This window comes from Floridaenema flaviceps BLCC-F50 (assembly GCF_041929275.2).
Lineage (GTDB): Bacteria > Cyanobacteriota > Cyanobacteriia > Cyanobacteriales > Aerosakkonemataceae > Floridanema > Floridanema flaviceps.
In genome coordinates this window covers 1,240,613-1,257,005 of sequence record NZ_JBHFNR020000002.1, presented here as the reverse complement: position 1 = coordinate 1,257,005, position 16,393 = coordinate 1,240,613, and the positions used below count along the sequence as shown (strand labels likewise).

The 16,393-nt window shown below is 43.7% G+C and carries 15 protein-coding genes; 1 reads left to right on the top strand and 14 read right to left on the bottom strand.

Annotated features, from left to right (window positions below; translation table 11 throughout):
• Positions 1 to 48: 48 nt before the first annotated feature.
• The 12 genes from atpA to ACE1CI_RS25655 all read right to left on the bottom strand — a co-directional run bounded on the left by atpA (position 49) and on the right by ACE1CI_RS25655 (position 11,898).
• A complete protein-coding gene (gene atpA / locus ACE1CI_RS25710; protein WP_413264340.1) occupies positions 49 to 1,569 on the bottom strand; it encodes a F0F1 ATP synthase subunit alpha in 1,521 nt (506 codons plus the stop codon).
• Between the two features lie 232 nt (positions 1,570 to 1,801).
• The gene (gene atpH, locus ACE1CI_RS25705) at positions 1,802 to 2,356 is read right to left on the bottom strand and encodes an ATP synthase F1 subunit delta (RefSeq protein WP_413264339.1); all 555 of its coding nucleotides are present in this window, start codon (positions 2,354 to 2,356) and stop codon (positions 1,802 to 1,804) included.
• Positions 2,353 to 2,907 (bottom strand): F0F1 ATP synthase subunit B, encoded by a 555-nt coding sequence (locus ACE1CI_RS25700; protein WP_459564055.1) that lies wholly within the window; start codon positions 2,905 to 2,907, stop codon positions 2,353 to 2,355. Before ACE1CI_RS25700 ends, atpH begins: the two co-directional genes overlap by 4 nt.
• A gap of 105 nt (positions 2,908 to 3,012) precedes the next feature.
• Positions 3,013 to 3,447, bottom strand: coding sequence for a F0F1 ATP synthase subunit B' (locus tag ACE1CI_RS25695; protein ID WP_413264338.1), 435 nt, complete (start codon positions 3,445 to 3,447; stop codon positions 3,013 to 3,015).
• 174 nt (positions 3,448 to 3,621) lie between these two features.
• Positions 3,622 to 3,867, bottom strand: a complete 246-nt coding sequence (gene atpE, locus ACE1CI_RS25690; RefSeq protein WP_413264337.1) for an ATP synthase F0 subunit C — start codon at positions 3,865 to 3,867, stop codon at positions 3,622 to 3,624.
• Between the two features lie 125 nt (positions 3,868 to 3,992).
• On the bottom strand, positions 3,993 to 4,751 hold the full coding sequence (gene atpB / locus ACE1CI_RS25685; protein ID WP_413264336.1) for a F0F1 ATP synthase subunit A: 759 nt from the start codon (positions 4,749 to 4,751) through the stop codon (positions 3,993 to 3,995).
• A gap of 65 nt (positions 4,752 to 4,816) precedes the next feature.
• On the bottom strand, positions 4,817 to 5,260 hold the full coding sequence (locus ACE1CI_RS25680; protein ID WP_496615814.1) for an ATP synthase subunit I: 444 nt from the start codon (positions 5,258 to 5,260) through the stop codon (positions 4,817 to 4,819).
• Positions 5,261 to 5,508: 248 nt separating this feature from the next.
• A complete protein-coding gene (gene lpxB / locus ACE1CI_RS25675; RefSeq protein ID WP_459564056.1) occupies positions 5,509 to 6,666 on the bottom strand; it encodes a lipid-A-disaccharide synthase in 1,158 nt (385 codons plus the stop codon).
• A gap of 118 nt (positions 6,667 to 6,784) precedes the next feature.
• The gene (gene lpxA, locus ACE1CI_RS25670; protein WP_413264366.1) at positions 6,785 to 7,603 is read right to left on the bottom strand and encodes an acyl-ACP--UDP-N-acetylglucosamine O-acyltransferase; all 819 of its coding nucleotides are present in this window, start codon (positions 7,601 to 7,603) and stop codon (positions 6,785 to 6,787) included.
• A 153-nt stretch (positions 7,604 to 7,756) separates the two neighbouring features.
• Positions 7,757 to 8,266, bottom strand: a complete 510-nt coding sequence (gene fabZ, locus ACE1CI_RS25665; RefSeq protein ID WP_413264334.1) for a 3-hydroxyacyl-ACP dehydratase FabZ — start codon at positions 8,264 to 8,266, stop codon at positions 7,757 to 7,759.
• A gap of 135 nt (positions 8,267 to 8,401) precedes the next feature.
• Entirely contained in the window at positions 8,402 to 9,358 is a 957-nt protein-coding gene (locus tag ACE1CI_RS25660; protein ID WP_413264333.1) for a UDP-3-O-acyl-N-acetylglucosamine deacetylase, read from the bottom strand.
• 251 nt (positions 9,359 to 9,609) lie between these two features.
• Positions 9,610 to 11,898 carry a BamA/TamA family outer membrane protein gene (locus ACE1CI_RS25655; RefSeq protein ID WP_413264332.1) on the bottom strand — a complete coding sequence of 763 codons (2,289 nt, stop codon included), beginning with the start codon at positions 11,896 to 11,898 and terminating at the stop codon, positions 9,610 to 9,612.
• A 124-nt stretch (positions 11,899 to 12,022) separates the two neighbouring features.
• On the opposite strand from ACE1CI_RS25655, the gene ACE1CI_RS25650 reads away from it, so the two are divergent.
• Positions 12,023 to 12,274, top strand: coding sequence for a hypothetical protein (locus ACE1CI_RS25650; RefSeq protein ID WP_413264331.1), 252 nt, complete (start codon positions 12,023 to 12,025; stop codon positions 12,272 to 12,274).
• A 354-nt stretch (positions 12,275 to 12,628) separates the two neighbouring features.
• On the opposite strand, the gene purC is transcribed toward ACE1CI_RS25650, so the two are convergent.
• Positions 12,629 to 13,354 carry a phosphoribosylaminoimidazolesuccinocarboxamide synthase gene (gene purC, locus ACE1CI_RS25645; protein ID WP_413264330.1) on the bottom strand — a complete coding sequence of 242 codons (726 nt, stop codon included), beginning with the start codon at positions 13,352 to 13,354 and terminating at the stop codon, positions 12,629 to 12,631.
• Positions 13,355 to 13,470: 116 nt separating this feature from the next.
• A complete protein-coding gene (locus ACE1CI_RS25640; protein ID WP_413264365.1) occupies positions 13,471 to 16,116 on the bottom strand; it encodes a GAF domain-containing protein in 2,646 nt (881 codons plus the stop codon).
• Positions 16,117 to 16,393 lie beyond the last annotated feature (277 nt).

Genomic DNA, 16,393 nt, shown 5'->3' with positions numbered 1-16,393 from the left:
ATACCCCAACCCCCACACCCCAACCCCCAACCCCTAATTCTTGACAAATTACTTAGCCATTGCGAGGAAGTTTTTCTTGAAGTCTAAGATCGCTTCCTTGAGCAAAGCTTCTGCTTCATCACCCAACTTCTTCTCGTTGCGGACTAATTCCACGTACTTCGGCTTGCTGGTCTTTAAGTATTCCCGCAGTCCCGCAGTGAAACCAGTCACCTTTTCTACGGGAACGTCATCTATATAACCATTCAAACCTGCGTATACCAAAGCAACTTGTTCCGCAACAGACAGTGGCGAATATTGAGGTTGCTTGAGCAGTTCCCGCAAACGTTGACCGCGTGCTAATTGGTCTTGAGTCGCTTTATCCAAATCAGACGCGAACTGAGCGAAAGCTGCCAAATCATCAAACTGAGCCAATTCCAGCTTCAGTTTACCTGCAACTTGTTTCATGGCCTTGGTTTGTGCTGCCGAACCTACGCGAGATACGGAGATACCAGGGTTAATTGCTGGACGAACACCAGAGTTAAACAAGTCAGTGGTTAAGAAGATCTGACCGTCGGTAATCGAAATTACGTTAGTCGGAATGTAAGCAGATACGTCACCCGCTTGAGTTTCGATGATTGGTAAAGCTGTCATGCTACCGCCACCCAATTCATCGTTCAATTTAGCAGCGCGTTCCAACAAACGAGAGTGGAGGTAGAATACATCTCCGGGATAAGCTTCCCGTCCTGGTGGACGACGCAGCAGCAAGGACATTTGGCGATAAGCTGCGGCTTGTTTGGAGAGGTCATCATAAATTACGAGAGTATGTCTGCCTTTGTACATGAAGTACTCAGCCATACTCGCACCGCTATAAGGAGCTAAGTATTGTAAGGTAGCGGGGTCACTAGCGTTAGCAGCAACCACAATGGTGTAATCCATTGCGCCGCCTTCTTGTAGTCTCTGAACCACGTTAGCAACGGTGGAAGCTTTTTGTCCGATCGCTACATAAACGCAAACAACGTTTTCTTCTTTTTGGTTGAGGATGGTATCAATTGCGATCGCAGTTTTTCCTGTTTGACGGTCGCCAATGATTAATTCCCGTTGTCCCCGACCTACAGGAATCATCGCATCGATCGCGGTAATCCCTGTTTGTAGAGGTTCGCAAACCGATTTCCGGGCTACAATACCGGGTGCTGGAGATTCAATCAAGCGGAATTCGTTAGTTCCCAAATCGCCTTTACCATCGATCGGACGACCCAGCGCATCTACAACTCTACCGATCAGAGATTCACCTACGGGTACCTGAGCGATTTTACCAGTAGCCTTAACGGTACTACCTTCTTGAATTTCCCGACCTTCGCCCATTAACACCGCACCCACGTTGTCTTGTTCCAAGTTCAACGCAATGCCAATGGTGCCATCTTCAAACTCTAACAGTTCGCCAGACATGACCTTATCCAAGCCATAAATCCGGGCGATGCCGTCTCCAACTTGCAATACTGTTCCAACATTAGTAACATCAACACTTTGGTCGTATTGCTCAATTTGCTGCCGAATAATGCTGCTAATTTCGTCTGGTCTGATACTGATCATGGAAGTCTTATTTGTTAGTTGTTACTTAGTCAGTTAATTAGTGAAAAGGCAAGCAGTGATTGGTATTTAGGCAACCTAATATTTTCCTCTCCCAATCCCCTTTACCATTCTCCAGTCCCCTTTTTCTTAATATCAATTCTCTTAAAATCCTGCTACTTATCAATCTCCGCGTTTCCGCTTCGAAGAGCGTCTCCGTGTCAATCATCTACAGCCGACTTCAAGAGAACCGACATTAAGCATTACTCAGGCGCAGAGAAATGCGACGTAGTTGACCGCGCAAACTCGCATCAAACACCTGAGAACCAACTTTGATGATTACCCCACCAATTAGATCGCGATCGACTTTCGTTGCGAGTTCCACTTGTTGGGCACCTGATAGGGATTTTACCTTTTCCCGAACCGAGTGTTTTTGGTCTTCGTTCAATTCCACAGCTGAGGTCACTTCAGCCAGAACAGTTTGATTGAGTTCTCTCAATCTATTTAAATACTCTTGGCAAATTGGTTCTAAAAATAGAATCCGTTTTTTATCTACCAAAAGCATCAAGAAGTTCTTTATAAAAGGATGAACCTGATCGCCGATAATTTGGCTGATTACTTCCTTTCTTTTAGCAGCTGGAACTAGGGGATCGCCAAGAAATTTTTGCAATTCTGGTGAACTTTTTACCAGTTCCATTAAACCCCGCGCATCTTCACCAAACTTTTCTGTCAAGTTCTGACTTTGCGCCACTGACATCATTGCTTCTGCATAAGGTTCTGCTACTGCTTCACCAAATAAGTTTCCTTTCATTGGTTTCCTCCTAGCAGGGCAATGCTGTTATTAACTAATTCTTGTTGAGCGGATTCATCCAAAATTGATGTTAGCTGAGATTCTACTCTTTGAATTGCTAACTCTGTTACCATGCGTCGTAATTCTGCTAGCACTCTTTCTGTTTCTGTGTTCAAATCTTCGCTGGCTTTTTTCCGCAAATTTTCTTCTTCCTTAGCGGCTTGAGCTAGGATAGATTCTTTAGCTGCTTGTGCAGTTGTTTGGGCTTCTTTTCTAATTCGTTCTGCTTCTGCTTGTGCTTGCGCCAACTTTTGCTGTTGATCTGCTAAAGCTTCAGCTGCTTTGCGTTGGCGAGTTTCCGCTTCTGCGATCGCTTCTAAAATCCCTTTCTTTCTTTCCGTCAGGATGTTAGTAACGATGTTCCGCCCTAAATAAAATAAGACTCCAATCAGAATAGCTAGGTTAATCAGGTTGGTTTCAAATAAATTAAAATTCAGCCCAAAACCCCCTGATTCCGCTGCTTCCGAATGAGCTTCTGTAGCCAGTAATAAGAAAGTCTCCATCATACCCATTCACTATTGATAGCGGCTTTTGTTTCCCATACATTCACTTTCAACTTAGAGCCAATTTCTCACACTAAGTAAAGCTTCATTTGAGCAATGCAAAAAGCATTGACTCTATCTATTTACCAGACTTGGCCCCAAAAGCTTTTCTAGAATTTGGCGACTCAAAGCATCTACTTCCTGTTCCAGAGAAGTCATTGCAGCTTGTTTTTGCTCGTCTATTTCTTTCCGAGTTTGCTCTAATCGAGCTTGTACTTCTGCAACAGCCTCAGAATTTTTCTGAGCAGCAATTTTCTTGGCATCTTCTTGAGCAGCGACAATTACACTTTGAGCTTCCCGACGAGCTACAGCTAGCTGTTCCTCATACTGCTTTGCCAGTGCTTCTGCTTTAGCCAAACGTTCGCGTGCCTCAACCTCATTGGTGCGGATATATTCAGAGCGATCGTCTATTGCCTTAGACAAAGGCTTATAGAAAACCGCATTCAACACCGCCGCCAGCAGCAAAAACTGCACTGCCATTAAAGGCAAAGTAGCGTCGAAATCAAACATTTTTTACAGTTTCAAAAACTACCTGGGAGCAAAATAAATCTGGACAAAATCGCTTTTGGGTAAGGAGAAATTTCAAATTCTAGCTGGCAGAAGGCAAATAGAATTACTATTTGTCCATCTCACATCTCAAATTTGCCTTCTCCATTACCCATCTCTATAAAAGCGTTACTGTGCTTAAGCGAATGGGTTAGCAAACAACAACACCAGAGAAATAACTAGACCGTAAATGGTCAGAGATTCCATGAACGCCAGAGTTAACAACAAAGTACCGCGAATCTTGCCTTCAGCCTCTGGCTGACGAGCAATACCTTCTACAGCTTGTCCAGAAGCATTACCTTGACCGATACCAGGGCCAATAGCAGCTAAACCAACAGCTAAAGCAGCAGCCAATACTGAAGCAGCAGAAACCAATGGATCCATGATGTTTTAACTTACCTTATCTACACAACAAACAAATCGGATTTTGGACTTTTGAGCTAGGATCAGAAATTTACTTCCTTGATGCCAGATTCTCTCTTCCTAATCAACCTACCATTAAATGAGGACTAACCATGCTCCTCATGTTCCTCTCCGCCGTGACCTTCCATCGCCTCATGGATATATGCCGCCGCCAGGGTAGCAAATACCAAAGCTTGGATGGCACTGGTAAACAAACCTAACGCCATAATTGGCAAAGGTACAAACAAAGGCACCAGTAGCACCAACACCCCAACTACTAGCTCATCCGCCAGAATGTTTCCAAATAGACGGAAGCTTAGAGAAAGTGGTTTGGTGAAATCTTCTAAAATCGCAATGGGTAATAGGACTGGTGTCGGTTCGATGTATTTCCTAAAATACCCCAACCCCCGCTTGCTAAACCCAGCGTAAAAGTACGCCAAGGAAGTTAGCAATGCCAAGGCTACAGTCGTGTTGATGTCATTAGTCGGTGCAGCTAATTCACCTTCTGGAAGTTTGATTAATCTCCAGGGAATCAATGCTCCTGACCAATTGGACACGAAGATAAACAAAAACAGCGTGCCGATAAAGGGCACCCAAGGACGGTATTCTTTCTCACCAAGTTGGTTTTTTGCCAGTCCTTGGATAAACTCCAGAACGTATTCCATAAAATTCTGCATACCGCCGGGAATTCTCTGGATGCTCTTAGTAGCTAGGAATGAAGCTACCAATAGGAGGGCAATAACGAACCAAGAGGTGAGAAATACTTGCCCGTGTAGTTTTAAGTTGCCCACTTGCCAGTAGAAATGATGACCCACTTCTAAACTAGCCAGGTGCGTAAAAGTTAAGTAATTCAAGTCACTGAGCATTTTGACCTTCAGGAAACTTTCCCCGAAATTTAGCTTTTGAACTCTCTACCAAGCTTTGCCTAAGCTTATCTAGGATCAGACGGTATGAGAGCTCGCACCATCTGGTATAAGAGTGCAACTTTGTATGTCAGGAATCCCAAAAATATCGGGAGAACCTGTAGCTGACTCAATTGAGTTGCTAGTATAATCAACCCAATAAATAGGGCAAACCGAGACTTGCTCAGACTGCGATTTTGTTGACCAAGTTGTTCAACATTTCTAGCCAACATTCTCAAGTAAACCACACCTGTGCACGCACCAAGCAAATAATTTAGCCCTGTGTTCAGGTTGTAAGAAATCCAAACAGAGACGAAAACGATCGCTGTTGTCGTCAGGGTGACTACGTATAGTTCTTTTTGCAGGTTATAGTATTCCTGCATTGATTCTCTGGGTCTTTCTGCCTGAGAATCAACTTGAGAATTATCCGTAGCTGTGGCTACAGTGGTGGATTCATGAGATGAGTCTGTCAAGGTATCGGAACTCGCAAATGGGTTCTATAATTTGACTTTGGCTTTTTCTAGCCAGATGCAATCATACCACGCAGGAAGTAACAATACTTAAAGAAAAATGATCTTTCTGTTTTAGGGGTTAGGGGTTAGGGAGGTGGGGAGAGTTTCTAGTTCTAGATCTCTGCCCATCTCCCCATCCCCCCATCTCCCCATCTCCCCATCTCCCCATCTCCCCATCTCCCCATCTCCCCATCTCCCCATCTCCCCCGCTATGGTAACAGGGTGAAGATTTCTTGGGCTGCCCGATCGCAAACTCTACCCTCTTCCCCCAAAGCTTGACGCATTTGCTGATAATCAATTAAAACTTGGGAACGTTTGGCAGGATTTAATAAATTTAGGGCTTCTTGGACAATATTTTCCGGTGTTGCTTGTTCTTGGAGTAATTCGGGTACGATCGCTTTCATCAACGCTAAGTTTGGTGGCGACATGAAGGGAATGGAAAATTTTAAGATATTTTTGGCGATCCAGGCAGTAATCGGGTTAACACGATAGATTACGACTTGAGGAACTTCTAAAAGGGCTATTTCTAGATTTACTGTCCCAGATTTGGTAATTGCTAAGTCAGCTGCGGCGATCGCTTCGATATTTTTATCAGCTATCAAAGTAGCTTTTAGGTTATAATATTCAATTGCTTTTTCGATGGGTTCGCGGAATGCTTCCAAGGAAAGGGGTATTAAGAATTTGACTTCGGGAAGTTTGGATTGTAGGGTTTTCGCAGCTGCCAACATTACTGGTAAAACATATTTAAGCTCTTGTCGTCGGGAAGCTGGAACTAAGGTAATTATCGTTTCTTCGGGCGCAATTCCCAAACTAGCACGAGCAGCGGAACGAGTGGGAGCAGCAGTCATTTTATCTAATAAAGGATGACCTACCCAAGTTACTTTTGCGCCTTTTCCGGCAAAGAAACTCGTTTCTTCCGGGAAAATTGCCAATATTAGGTCAGAGTTTTTGATAATTTGATTAGTGTCGCGATCGCTCAATGACCAAACCCAAACTTGAGGTGCTATGTAATACACGACTGGCACATTTGTCAAGTGCGATCGAATAAAACTACCGATAGCAAGATTTGGCCCCATGTAATCGATTAAAATTACCAAATCAGGCGGATTTTCCCGTAAATACTGTTTAGCTCGATTTTGGATTTGTAGAGTCGGCAAAATGTAGGGTAATGATTCCAGAATGCCCACAGAGCCAATTTTAGTAGTATCGCCCAACAATTTAGCACCAGCTTGTGCCATGCGGGAACCACCCAAAGCGAAAATTTCTAGTTCCCGTCCCAAATTTTGAGCTTGACGCTTCAGTGCGTTAATTAATAACGCCCCTTGTAAATCACCAGAAACTTCACCAGTTGAAATAAAAATCCGAATAGTCATTTTGTCATTTGTCCTTTGTCATTTGTCACTTGTCATTTGTGTTTTGTCAAGAGTTAACTCTTGACCAATGACTAATAACTAATGACCAATAACTAATTAATGACATGATAGACTAATTATCCTCATCATTTATAGCATGAGATTTGCCAGGAATTGGCCCCCGACGTTTTGGTAATTGACTCATTAGCAAAAAGTTGTATAAATGATCGATATGTGGGTTATTGCTTAATCCTTCGATCTGTTCGAGAGCTTGATTTAAAGTAAATCCAGAGCGATATAACAGACGGAAAGCTTTTTTCATATCTGCTAAATCACTGCTAGTAAAACCTGCTCTTTTTAACCCGACTAAATTAAGAGTTCTCACTCTTGAAGGATTACCTTCTACTAGCATAAAGGGTGGCACATCGCGATCGATCCGACTCATCCCACCCACCATTGCCAAACGTCCCACATGAACGAATTGATGGATACCCAAAACTCCGCCAATTACAGCTTTTGACTCAATATGAACATGACCTGCTAAAGCCACAGCATTGGCAATTACCACTGAGTCTTCAATTACGCAGTTATGGGCTACGTGAACGTAAGCCATCAGCAAGTTATCATTACCGATTTCTGTAGCTTCTCCGGCGTTAGTGGCGCGGTTAATTGTGACATACTCGCGAAATTTGTTACCGTTGCCAATTTTGACCCAACTAGCCGAGCCATCATATTTTAGGTCTTGGGGTTCTAGACCGATCGCAGCCCCTGGAAAAATCTCATTACGTTCCCCTATTTCCGTTGGCCCTTCAATCACAACATGAGGGCCAATAACCGTTCCTGCACCGACTTTAACCTTATCCCCAATTACAGCATAAGCTCCAATTTGAACTGTAGGATGAAGTTCGGCACCAGGATGAACGACAGCAGTGGGATGGATTAAAGTAGTCATCATCAAAGTTTTGAGTTCTTAGCTTCGTTTTTCAAGTTGGGGTAACTAGGGGTTAGGTGTTAGGGGATAGGTGGTGGGGAAGGAGTCCAGAAAAGGCAATTTCCCTAACCCCTACCCCCTAACACCTATCCCCTAAAAAGGAGCCACACTGCACTAGTCCACCAAAGAAAACATTAATTCACCTTCACAGGCGAGTTGACCATCTACTTGGGCAATGCCGCGCATTTTCGCAAAGCGACGACGTTTGACGCTCAGTAGTTCCAAAGTCATTACTAATTGATCCCCTGGTACTACAGGACGACGGAAGCGCACTCCATCAATGGCAGCAAAAACAAATAAACTGCGTTCCATTTCCGGTAGTTGAGTAAGAACTATGCCACCGACTTGCGCCATTGCTTCAACAATTAAAACTCCCGGCATAAGAGGTCTTCCGGGAAAATGTCCTTGAAAAAAAGGCTCGTTAATCGTGACATTTTTAATGCCTACAGCCTTTTCTCCCGGTACATAATCAATGATGCGGTCTACCAATAAAAAAGGATAACGATGGGGCAGCAAATTTTGAATTTCTTCAATTGTAAAAACTTTTTTGCTGACGCTAGATGATTCGATATCTGTTGATTCAGAACTTTGAGAATTGGATGTACTTGCTTCGATTACGGACATGAGCAGAGCGATTTTAGATTATAGATTGGCGATTTATATGGAGAAAGTTCTTAGCTTCATTTTTTGACTTTTGAGTTAGAGAGAAATTTTAGGGACTTTTTAATAAATTTCCCTCTCCTCCCCAGTCCCCAGTCCCTAGTCCCCAGTCCCCACTTTTGCTTGTAACAACTTAGCGAGTTGGATATGCAGGTTGTGACTTGCTTTGTAGGCGAAGTAATGAGCGATCGGGATATTCCCCAATAAACTCAAATCTCCTACTAAGTCTAAGATTTTATGACGTACTGGTTCATTTGCAAATCGCAAAGGTGGATTTAGCCAACCAGAATTGTCACAAACTAGAGCATTTTCCAAAGTACCACCTTTGATTAAACCTTTAGCCCGTAACTCTTCAACTTGGGATGCTAAACCAAAAGTGCGTGCAGGTGCGATCGCACTAGCAAAACTTTCCTGACTTGGACACCAACTGTACCATTGATTCCCGATCGCCCCAACAGCAAAATCGATTCCATAAGTAAACCGTAACTCCGGCGCAGGCATAGCACAGACAAAAGCATCACCCTGATAAACGGATAGGGGACTAGGGACCAGGACCAAGAGGTGGGGGGGTGGGGAGGTAGGGGGATGGGGAGAGTTTGTAGCTTCAGATTCTCTCCCCTGCTCAAGAGCTCCCCTGCTCAAGAGCTCCCCTGCCCCTCTGCCCCTCTGCCCCTCTGCCCAAGAGCTCAAGAGCTCAAGAGCTCCCCATCCTGCCCGTAAGATTTCTTCCACCCAAACTAGAGCCGAGCCATCCAAAAGCGGCACTTCTGGCCCATCGATTTCGATTCTGGCATCATGAACGCCCATTGCGGTTAAAGCGGCTAATAGGTGCTCTACAGTGCGAACTCCCCTAGAGTTTTCCCCCAATTGAGTAGAAAGCAGAGTTTGAGTAACAACATCCAACTTAGCGGGAATAGTTGGTTGTTCCGGCAAATCAACCCTAACAAAATAGCGACCTTCACCAGGTAATGCGGGTAAAACCCGCACTTTGGTAATGATTCCGCTATGGAGCCCCACGCCAGAAAGTTCAAAACTAGTTGCCAGAGTTTGTGTCATTGGTCATTGGTAATTAGTCATTTGTCATTGGCAACAGGGAACAGGATCAATTCATTATGTCACCTTGTCCCCTTGTCACCTTGTCACCTTGTCCCCTTGTCACCTTATCCCCTTGTCCCTTTGTCACCTTGTCCCCTTGTCACCTTGTCCCCTTGTCACCTTATACCCTTGTCCCCTTGTCACCTTATACCCTTGTCCCTTTGTCACCTTGTCCCCTTGTCCCCAGTCAAGAGTCCCCAGTCCCTACTAAATTAGAACCTTTCACCGATACCGAACTGAAAGCGGCTATCACCTTCTTCATTGAAGCCATAATCAATCCGAATTGGGCCTAGAGGTGATTGAATGCGAACACCAACACCGTAACCATAGCCAGTACCGGGTTTACCTCGGATTTCGGCGGGTCTTCCGGGGACATCTCCGGCAGTGCCCAGGTCTGTACCAAAATCGAAGAAGAGTACGCCTCCAATAATTGAGAATACTGGGAAGCGATACTCAGCTGTGGCTTGGAAGTAACTGCGACCGCTACCCAAGTCGCCTTCATCATAACCGCGTACCGAGTTCACGCCACCCAAGGAGAAGGCTTCGTAGGGAGGCAAATCTCCTAGAATAGTTCCGCCTTGGATGTTAAAGGCGAGGGCTTGTGGGCCTGGGGTAAAGTTAGTGAATTTGACTGGAATGAAGTAGCTGTAGCTACCGCGCAATCTGGTCAAGAGGATGCTACCCTCACCAATTGGCACGGATTGTTCTAGACCGAAGCGGAAGAGGGAACCTTGGGTGGTGCGAGTTGGGTTGTTCCGGCGATCGCGCACTGCACCAAGTTGTACTGTAATTAAGTCATCTTTCCCTGACCCGCTAAAGCTGAGGTTGTTGCCAAGCTCATCTCTGGGGCTGAGTTCGCCATCATTATCCCGAATGGAAATATTTTGATACTGTAATCCTAAAGAAGCGACCCATTCTGAATCAGAAGAGGGGTTACGAGACAGAGGACGGGTAAAGGTGATACCGCCACCAAGTCGGAGAATTCTGGGTGTGTCGCCGTTTGGTAAGTCAATATCTCGATCGCCACCGTCAAAAATCAGGGAGATCGATCGTCTTCTGAAGAAATTAACCGTGTAAGAAGTCCGGTAGGGGTCGCCAGCAATCCAAGGGTCAGTAAAGCGCACATCAAACAGAAACTCCCTTTGCCCTAACTGCACTTCTAAACCAACTTTTTGGTTTCTGCCAAACAAATTCTGCTGTTGATAGCTTGCTGTACCAAATAAACCCGCTGCGGAACTGAAACCTGCCCCAGCTGCTATAGAACCACTATTTCTTTCTCTAACGTTCACTTGTACTGTTACCTGTCGCGGGTCTTGACCTGGATTCAATGATAATTTCACGTCATCAAATAAGCCCAAACCAAACACGCGCTGTAAATCCCGTTGAATTTGATTCCGGTTAAACACGGTACCTGGCTTAGTTGCTAGTTCGCGGGTAACGATGTATGGCTTGGTTCTTCCTCTGATTGGCTGACCTTGAGCGTCGGTAGTTTCTCCTTCTCTATTCAAGAACTGTACTTGAATATCTTCCACAATTCCTTCGGCTACTTCCAATGTCACGGTACCTTCTGGAGAAACTCTGGTATCTACTACCTGTGCTAAAACATAGCCTCTATCCCGATACCACTGCTCAAGCTGCCTGATCCCAGCTTGCAAGTCCCGGAAATTTAGAATTTCGTTGTACTGTTCCCGGAATGTTTGATTTACTAAGTCTTTCGGTAATACTTGGCTACCCTCTACCTGCACGGAACGCAACACTGGGTTGGGTTCGACAACAAATGTTACCCGCACGCCCAAGGGTGTATCCGTAGGTTCGGCTCTGACTCTCGAAAAGAAACCAGTGGCAAAAATGGCGTTAATGTCTTCTTGTAACTGTGATTTAGTGGTTGTCCTTCCCGGACGAGTGCGGATGGCATCATAAACGATGTCTTGCAGCTTTCCTTGTACCCCACTCACTAATACTTCTGCTACTAATACGCGAGGTTCTGCTTCTGAAGAAGGCGTAGGTTGAGCGGGAGGCTTTGGCTCAGTTCTGGGTATCGAAGGAGGCGCATTCTGTTCGAGTGTGGGTAACGGGGGAGGAGCAGATGGTTGTATTGGCTGTGGTTCGGTCGTTTGACCTTCTGTAGGGGGCGTGTCTTTTGCTGGTGTTGCTGGTGCAACTGTTGCGGGTGGTGCTTGTGCTGTAATTAACCCATTAATATTTTGCCGAAGATCAGAAATATGGTTTAAAGAATAAAAGGTGCTCTGCTGTAATTCTGTATCTTTAGGCGAGTAATGGCTTTGATATGGCGGCAAAATGGTTGCATAAAACAGATTAACGATCGGGGTTTGCGGATTTACAGGATGAGTCTCTTTGGTTTTTTCCTGTTGTAAATTAATCCCGTTGCTCCTGAAATCATGGTCATTAATGTGTGCCTGTACTTGGGGCCCGAATGTGCCAACGGAGGAATTTTGAACCTCGAATGGGGAAATTGTTAGTTCGGAAATAGTAATTTCCACAGGGGAATTTTCGGCACGGGAAATAAGTGTTTCTGAATTGAGAGCTCTTTGGCTTCCGTCTTGGTCAGCGTTCGACTGAGCGCTGACGCCGAGGTCCGAACGGTGAGGTGCAGGGTTTGTTATATTGGCACTCTCAACTGAAGGAGAAGCAATTCTTTGGGCGCTCTTGCGTGAGGCCGCAAGTTGGGATTTATTGAATAGTTTGATTGCTGTTGCTAAAGTGTTTTCCGTAGTTTGCCCGGAGGCTGGATGTGAGTTACCCAATGTGACCCAAGCAACAGTTGCTACCAAAACTGGAGATAAACGCATTTTGTTGTTGTTATTTACCACTTCCACACACGGTCGTTATGCAGAGTTTTTTAGTCTACAGTCTTAAAGCCAATTTCGGTTTTAGCTTCTGACTAAAGACCCCCAACGAGGGGACTCTTCACTATATAAGTATTCAATCCAACACAATATCACCTGTTTAGGCAATACTTCATTATCTGCTTTGTGGGATCATGTGTCGAATGAGAGCTATTTGGCAAGAGTAGGGGCTTGGAGGAGCAGGGTATGGGGACTCTTGGGAATTTAATTAACTCAAAACAGGATCAGGATTTTTGGATTTACATGATAAACAGGATGATTCTAGAAATCTGGTTAATCCGTAATTCTTGTAAATCCGGGGTCTTACTTTCTTCGTAACTCAAAACTCAAAACTTAAAATTCACAACTTTTCTTGTGCTTTTAGTTAGTGCAGGTTTTGAGCTAGAACTCTTTCTAGGACTTGTTGATAGGCGTTTTCTACGTTGCCTAAGTCACGGCGGAAGCGGTCTTTGTCCATGACTCGTTTTTCGGAGTCGGTTTCTGACTGGTTCCACAGGCGACAGGTGTCGGGGCTGATTTCGTCAGCTAGGAGGATTTGTTGGGTTTCATCTAGGCCAAATTCTAGTTTGAAGTCTACTAGGGTGATGCCGCATTGGTTGAAGAATTGAGTAAGAATTCGGTTAACTTCTAGGGAGAGACCTCGCAGTTGTTCGATTTGTTCGGTGGTGGCTATTTCCATTACTAATATGCGATCGCTAGTCAGCAATGGATCTCCCAATGCGTCGTTTTTATAATAAAATTCCACTAAGGGATTTGGTAAAATTTTCCCTTCTGGCAATCCGGTTTGTTTACAAAGACTACCAGCGGCAATATTTCTCACTACTACTTCTATTGGCACTATTTGCACCCGACGCACTAACATTTGGTCTGGGGCTGTTTGTTCTATAAAATGAGTGCGAATTCCCGCTTGCTCTAAAAGTTTAAATAAATGTGTGGAAACGGTGCAGTTAATTTGTCCTTTGCCAGCAATTTGGCCCCGTTTTTGAGCATTAAATGCTGTAGCGTCGTCTTTGTAATGCGCTAGCAAAACTTCTGGGTTGTCGGTTGTGTAAATGATTTTGGCTTTGCCTTCGTACAGTTTTTGGTTCATAGTGATTTAGCTATTAGTATTGGTGATTTTTATTGTCGATCGCTTCGCAATTCAATGTGGTAATTAATTTCCTACTACCTACTACCTACTACCTACTACCTACTACCTATTAGCTTTTATTTTGTTGTCATTTCGTGAACACCATCCCATTCTTTGGCGGGAGGTTGGCTAAGATATGTTCTAGCTCTTTCGAGATGTATGTTTAGTGCTGGATCATTAGGTAGAAATTTTTGCGCTATTTCAAATTGGGTAATTGCTTGAGAAAATTTCCGCGAAAGAAATGCTTCTCTACCTAAGTTGTAATAGTGTAAGAATTGTTGGGTTTCTTGAGCTAGAGTTTGAGAGCGATCGCTAATTAATCGGTAAATTTTCACTGCTTCTTGTTTGCCTTTGACGCGAATTTTATCTAACTCCTGTACCCATATATGTTGGTGACATAAGTTATAAGTAAACTCGCTTAAAATAATATCGCATCTATACTCTTTAGTCACGCCTTCTAAGCGAGAACTTAAATTAACTCCATCACCAATCACTGTATAATCCATGCGTTTATGCGAGCCAATATTTCCCGAAACAACTTCTCCCGAACTAATCCCGATACCGATGGCTATTATTGGCTGATTTTTGGCGCGACGTTGCTGATTAAATTTGGCTAAACGCTGACGCATATCTAAGGCGGTTTTCACTGCTTTCCAGGCATGATCTTGTAATGATAATGGCGCACCAAATACAGCCATTAAAGCATCGCCAATAAATTTATCGAGAGTGCCTTCATGGTCAAAAACAGCTTCTACCATTGTTTCAAAATACTGATTCAGCAGTGATACTACTTCTCCTGCACCTAAGTTTTCTGTGATGGTGGTATAGCCGCGAATATCAGAAAATAAAATTGTAACTTCTTTTCTTTCTCCGATCATTAAAGTATCATCTGCTTGCGCCATGACTCGTTCTGCGACTCCGGGAGTCATGTAACGATACATGGCGTTTTTCATTCTTTTTTGTTGGGAAATATCTTCTAAAACTACTAAACCGCCTCGCACCTCTCCGTCTGGATTTGTCAGTGGTTTAACTGAGAGATTGACACTCCGTTCGATGTTTTTTATTTGCTCTTTGTGAATCTGATAAGGAATTTCTTCTTCAGTAGTTTCCTTGATATTTTCCTGGTTTGGTTTGGGTTGATTCCAAGTAATATAGTAGTCGGGGTTGGTGCGATCGGGAATTGCTAAAACACATTTGCATCCGGTTATTTCATGACCATTTTTGTTAGCCATCTCTTGCCAATTAATTTGCTCTTTTTCTCTAGAACAGCTTGACTGGACATATAAACCTACAGTCAAACTTTGTTCGGGAACATAGTGATTTGCACCTGTTTTCAAACTATCTTCTAAGCGCATTTGTAAGTTGTCAATTGGTACTACTTCCCAGACTAAACGACCCATTAATTTTTGTTCCCAATTAGATTTATGAATTCTGTCGTTTGTCTGTTTTACTGGGCAACCCAACAATTCTAAAGCTGCATCATTAATAGTAACAATTCTCCCTTCCATATCTGTAGAAATTACTGCATCGGATAGACTTTGCAGAATATCTTTTTGATATTGTTTTTCTAGTAGTACACTTTCAAAGAGTTTGGCATTTTCTAAAGCGATTCCGGCTTGAATATTAAATGCTCGCATAAACTCTTCATCAGAAGAAGTAAAACTACCTTGATGTTTATTAATTAGTTGAGTTACACCGATTAAACTACCTGCTGAATTATAAACTGGTAAACAGAGAATATTTCGCGTTCGGTATCCTGTACGCTGGTCGGTAGTGGGGTCAAAGCGGGGGTCTTTGTATGCGTCTGGAATGTTTAAAGGTTGACCTGTAGAAGCGACATAGCCAGCGATTCCCCGATTAGCGGGGATGCGAATTTCAAACATTGTTATACCGTCGGCGGTGGCTACTTTTGTCCAAAGTTCGTTTGTTTCTCTAAATAATAAAAATAGTGTACTGCGATCGGCCTGCATTAAAATACGGGCTTGTTCCATTACCGATTTTAAAGTGGTTTCCAGGTCGAGACTTTGACCTAAAATTTGCGTAGCTTTCAGTAAAGCATTAGCACCACGTTGATTTCGTCCCGCTTGATAAAACAATTGACAACTTTCCAGAATTACGCCGATATCATCGACAAATCTCTGGAATTCCTGCTCATCTTCTTCATTAAAAGGTTGGTCGCCAGCTTTATTCGTTAGCTGAATTACAGCTACTATATGCCCTTTACTACTTTTTACGGGCATACAAAGAATATCACGGGTATGATAACCAAGTTGTTTATCCAAGTCAGGATTAAACAAGGGATGACTGTACGCATCCGGGACAATCAAAGATTTTTCCGTGTTAGCTACATGACCTGGAATACCTGAATTTAGGGGGAGGCGAACTTCTAAAGGTCTGTCGCTGTTTGCTTGGCGTATTTTTGACCACAGATAGCCTTTAGCGTTATCAACCAAGTAAATGGTACTCAGTTCTGCTTGCAGAACTTGACCCATTTTCAGGGTGATAACTTCTAGAATATCTTCCAGCATGGTTTCTAGAGCTTCATTGTTAATTAGTTCAATGGCTCTGAGGAATTGCTGGAATTCGGCGGTGATGAAGTCGAGAAGACAAATAAATTCCTTGACGGATATGTTTCTGACTCGCTCAAGCAGGGCTTTAACGCGGTGCTGCTGAGTTAGCTGGGTTAACGTGGTTAAGACGCTACCAGTATTGGGGAATGACATACTCATGAGGTTTTACAGGGTGAAGCTTCTATTTTGGGAAGCTCTTTTCCATTTAATGGAATATGGAAATGACAGGTCATGGAATGCAGAGGGTCTGAAAGGGTAAAAGTCGAATTTGTGGGCTTTTTCCCAATGATTTTTGGCTCTGCTACTCTCCCATGCTATTTGTTTTACCCTGACCCCTAGCCAAGCTGACCTACTTCGACAAGAAAGTAGATGACCTACTACGAATGTATCTGCATTGATCGGTGAGTTACAAGTGTTTTAATCACAAGTT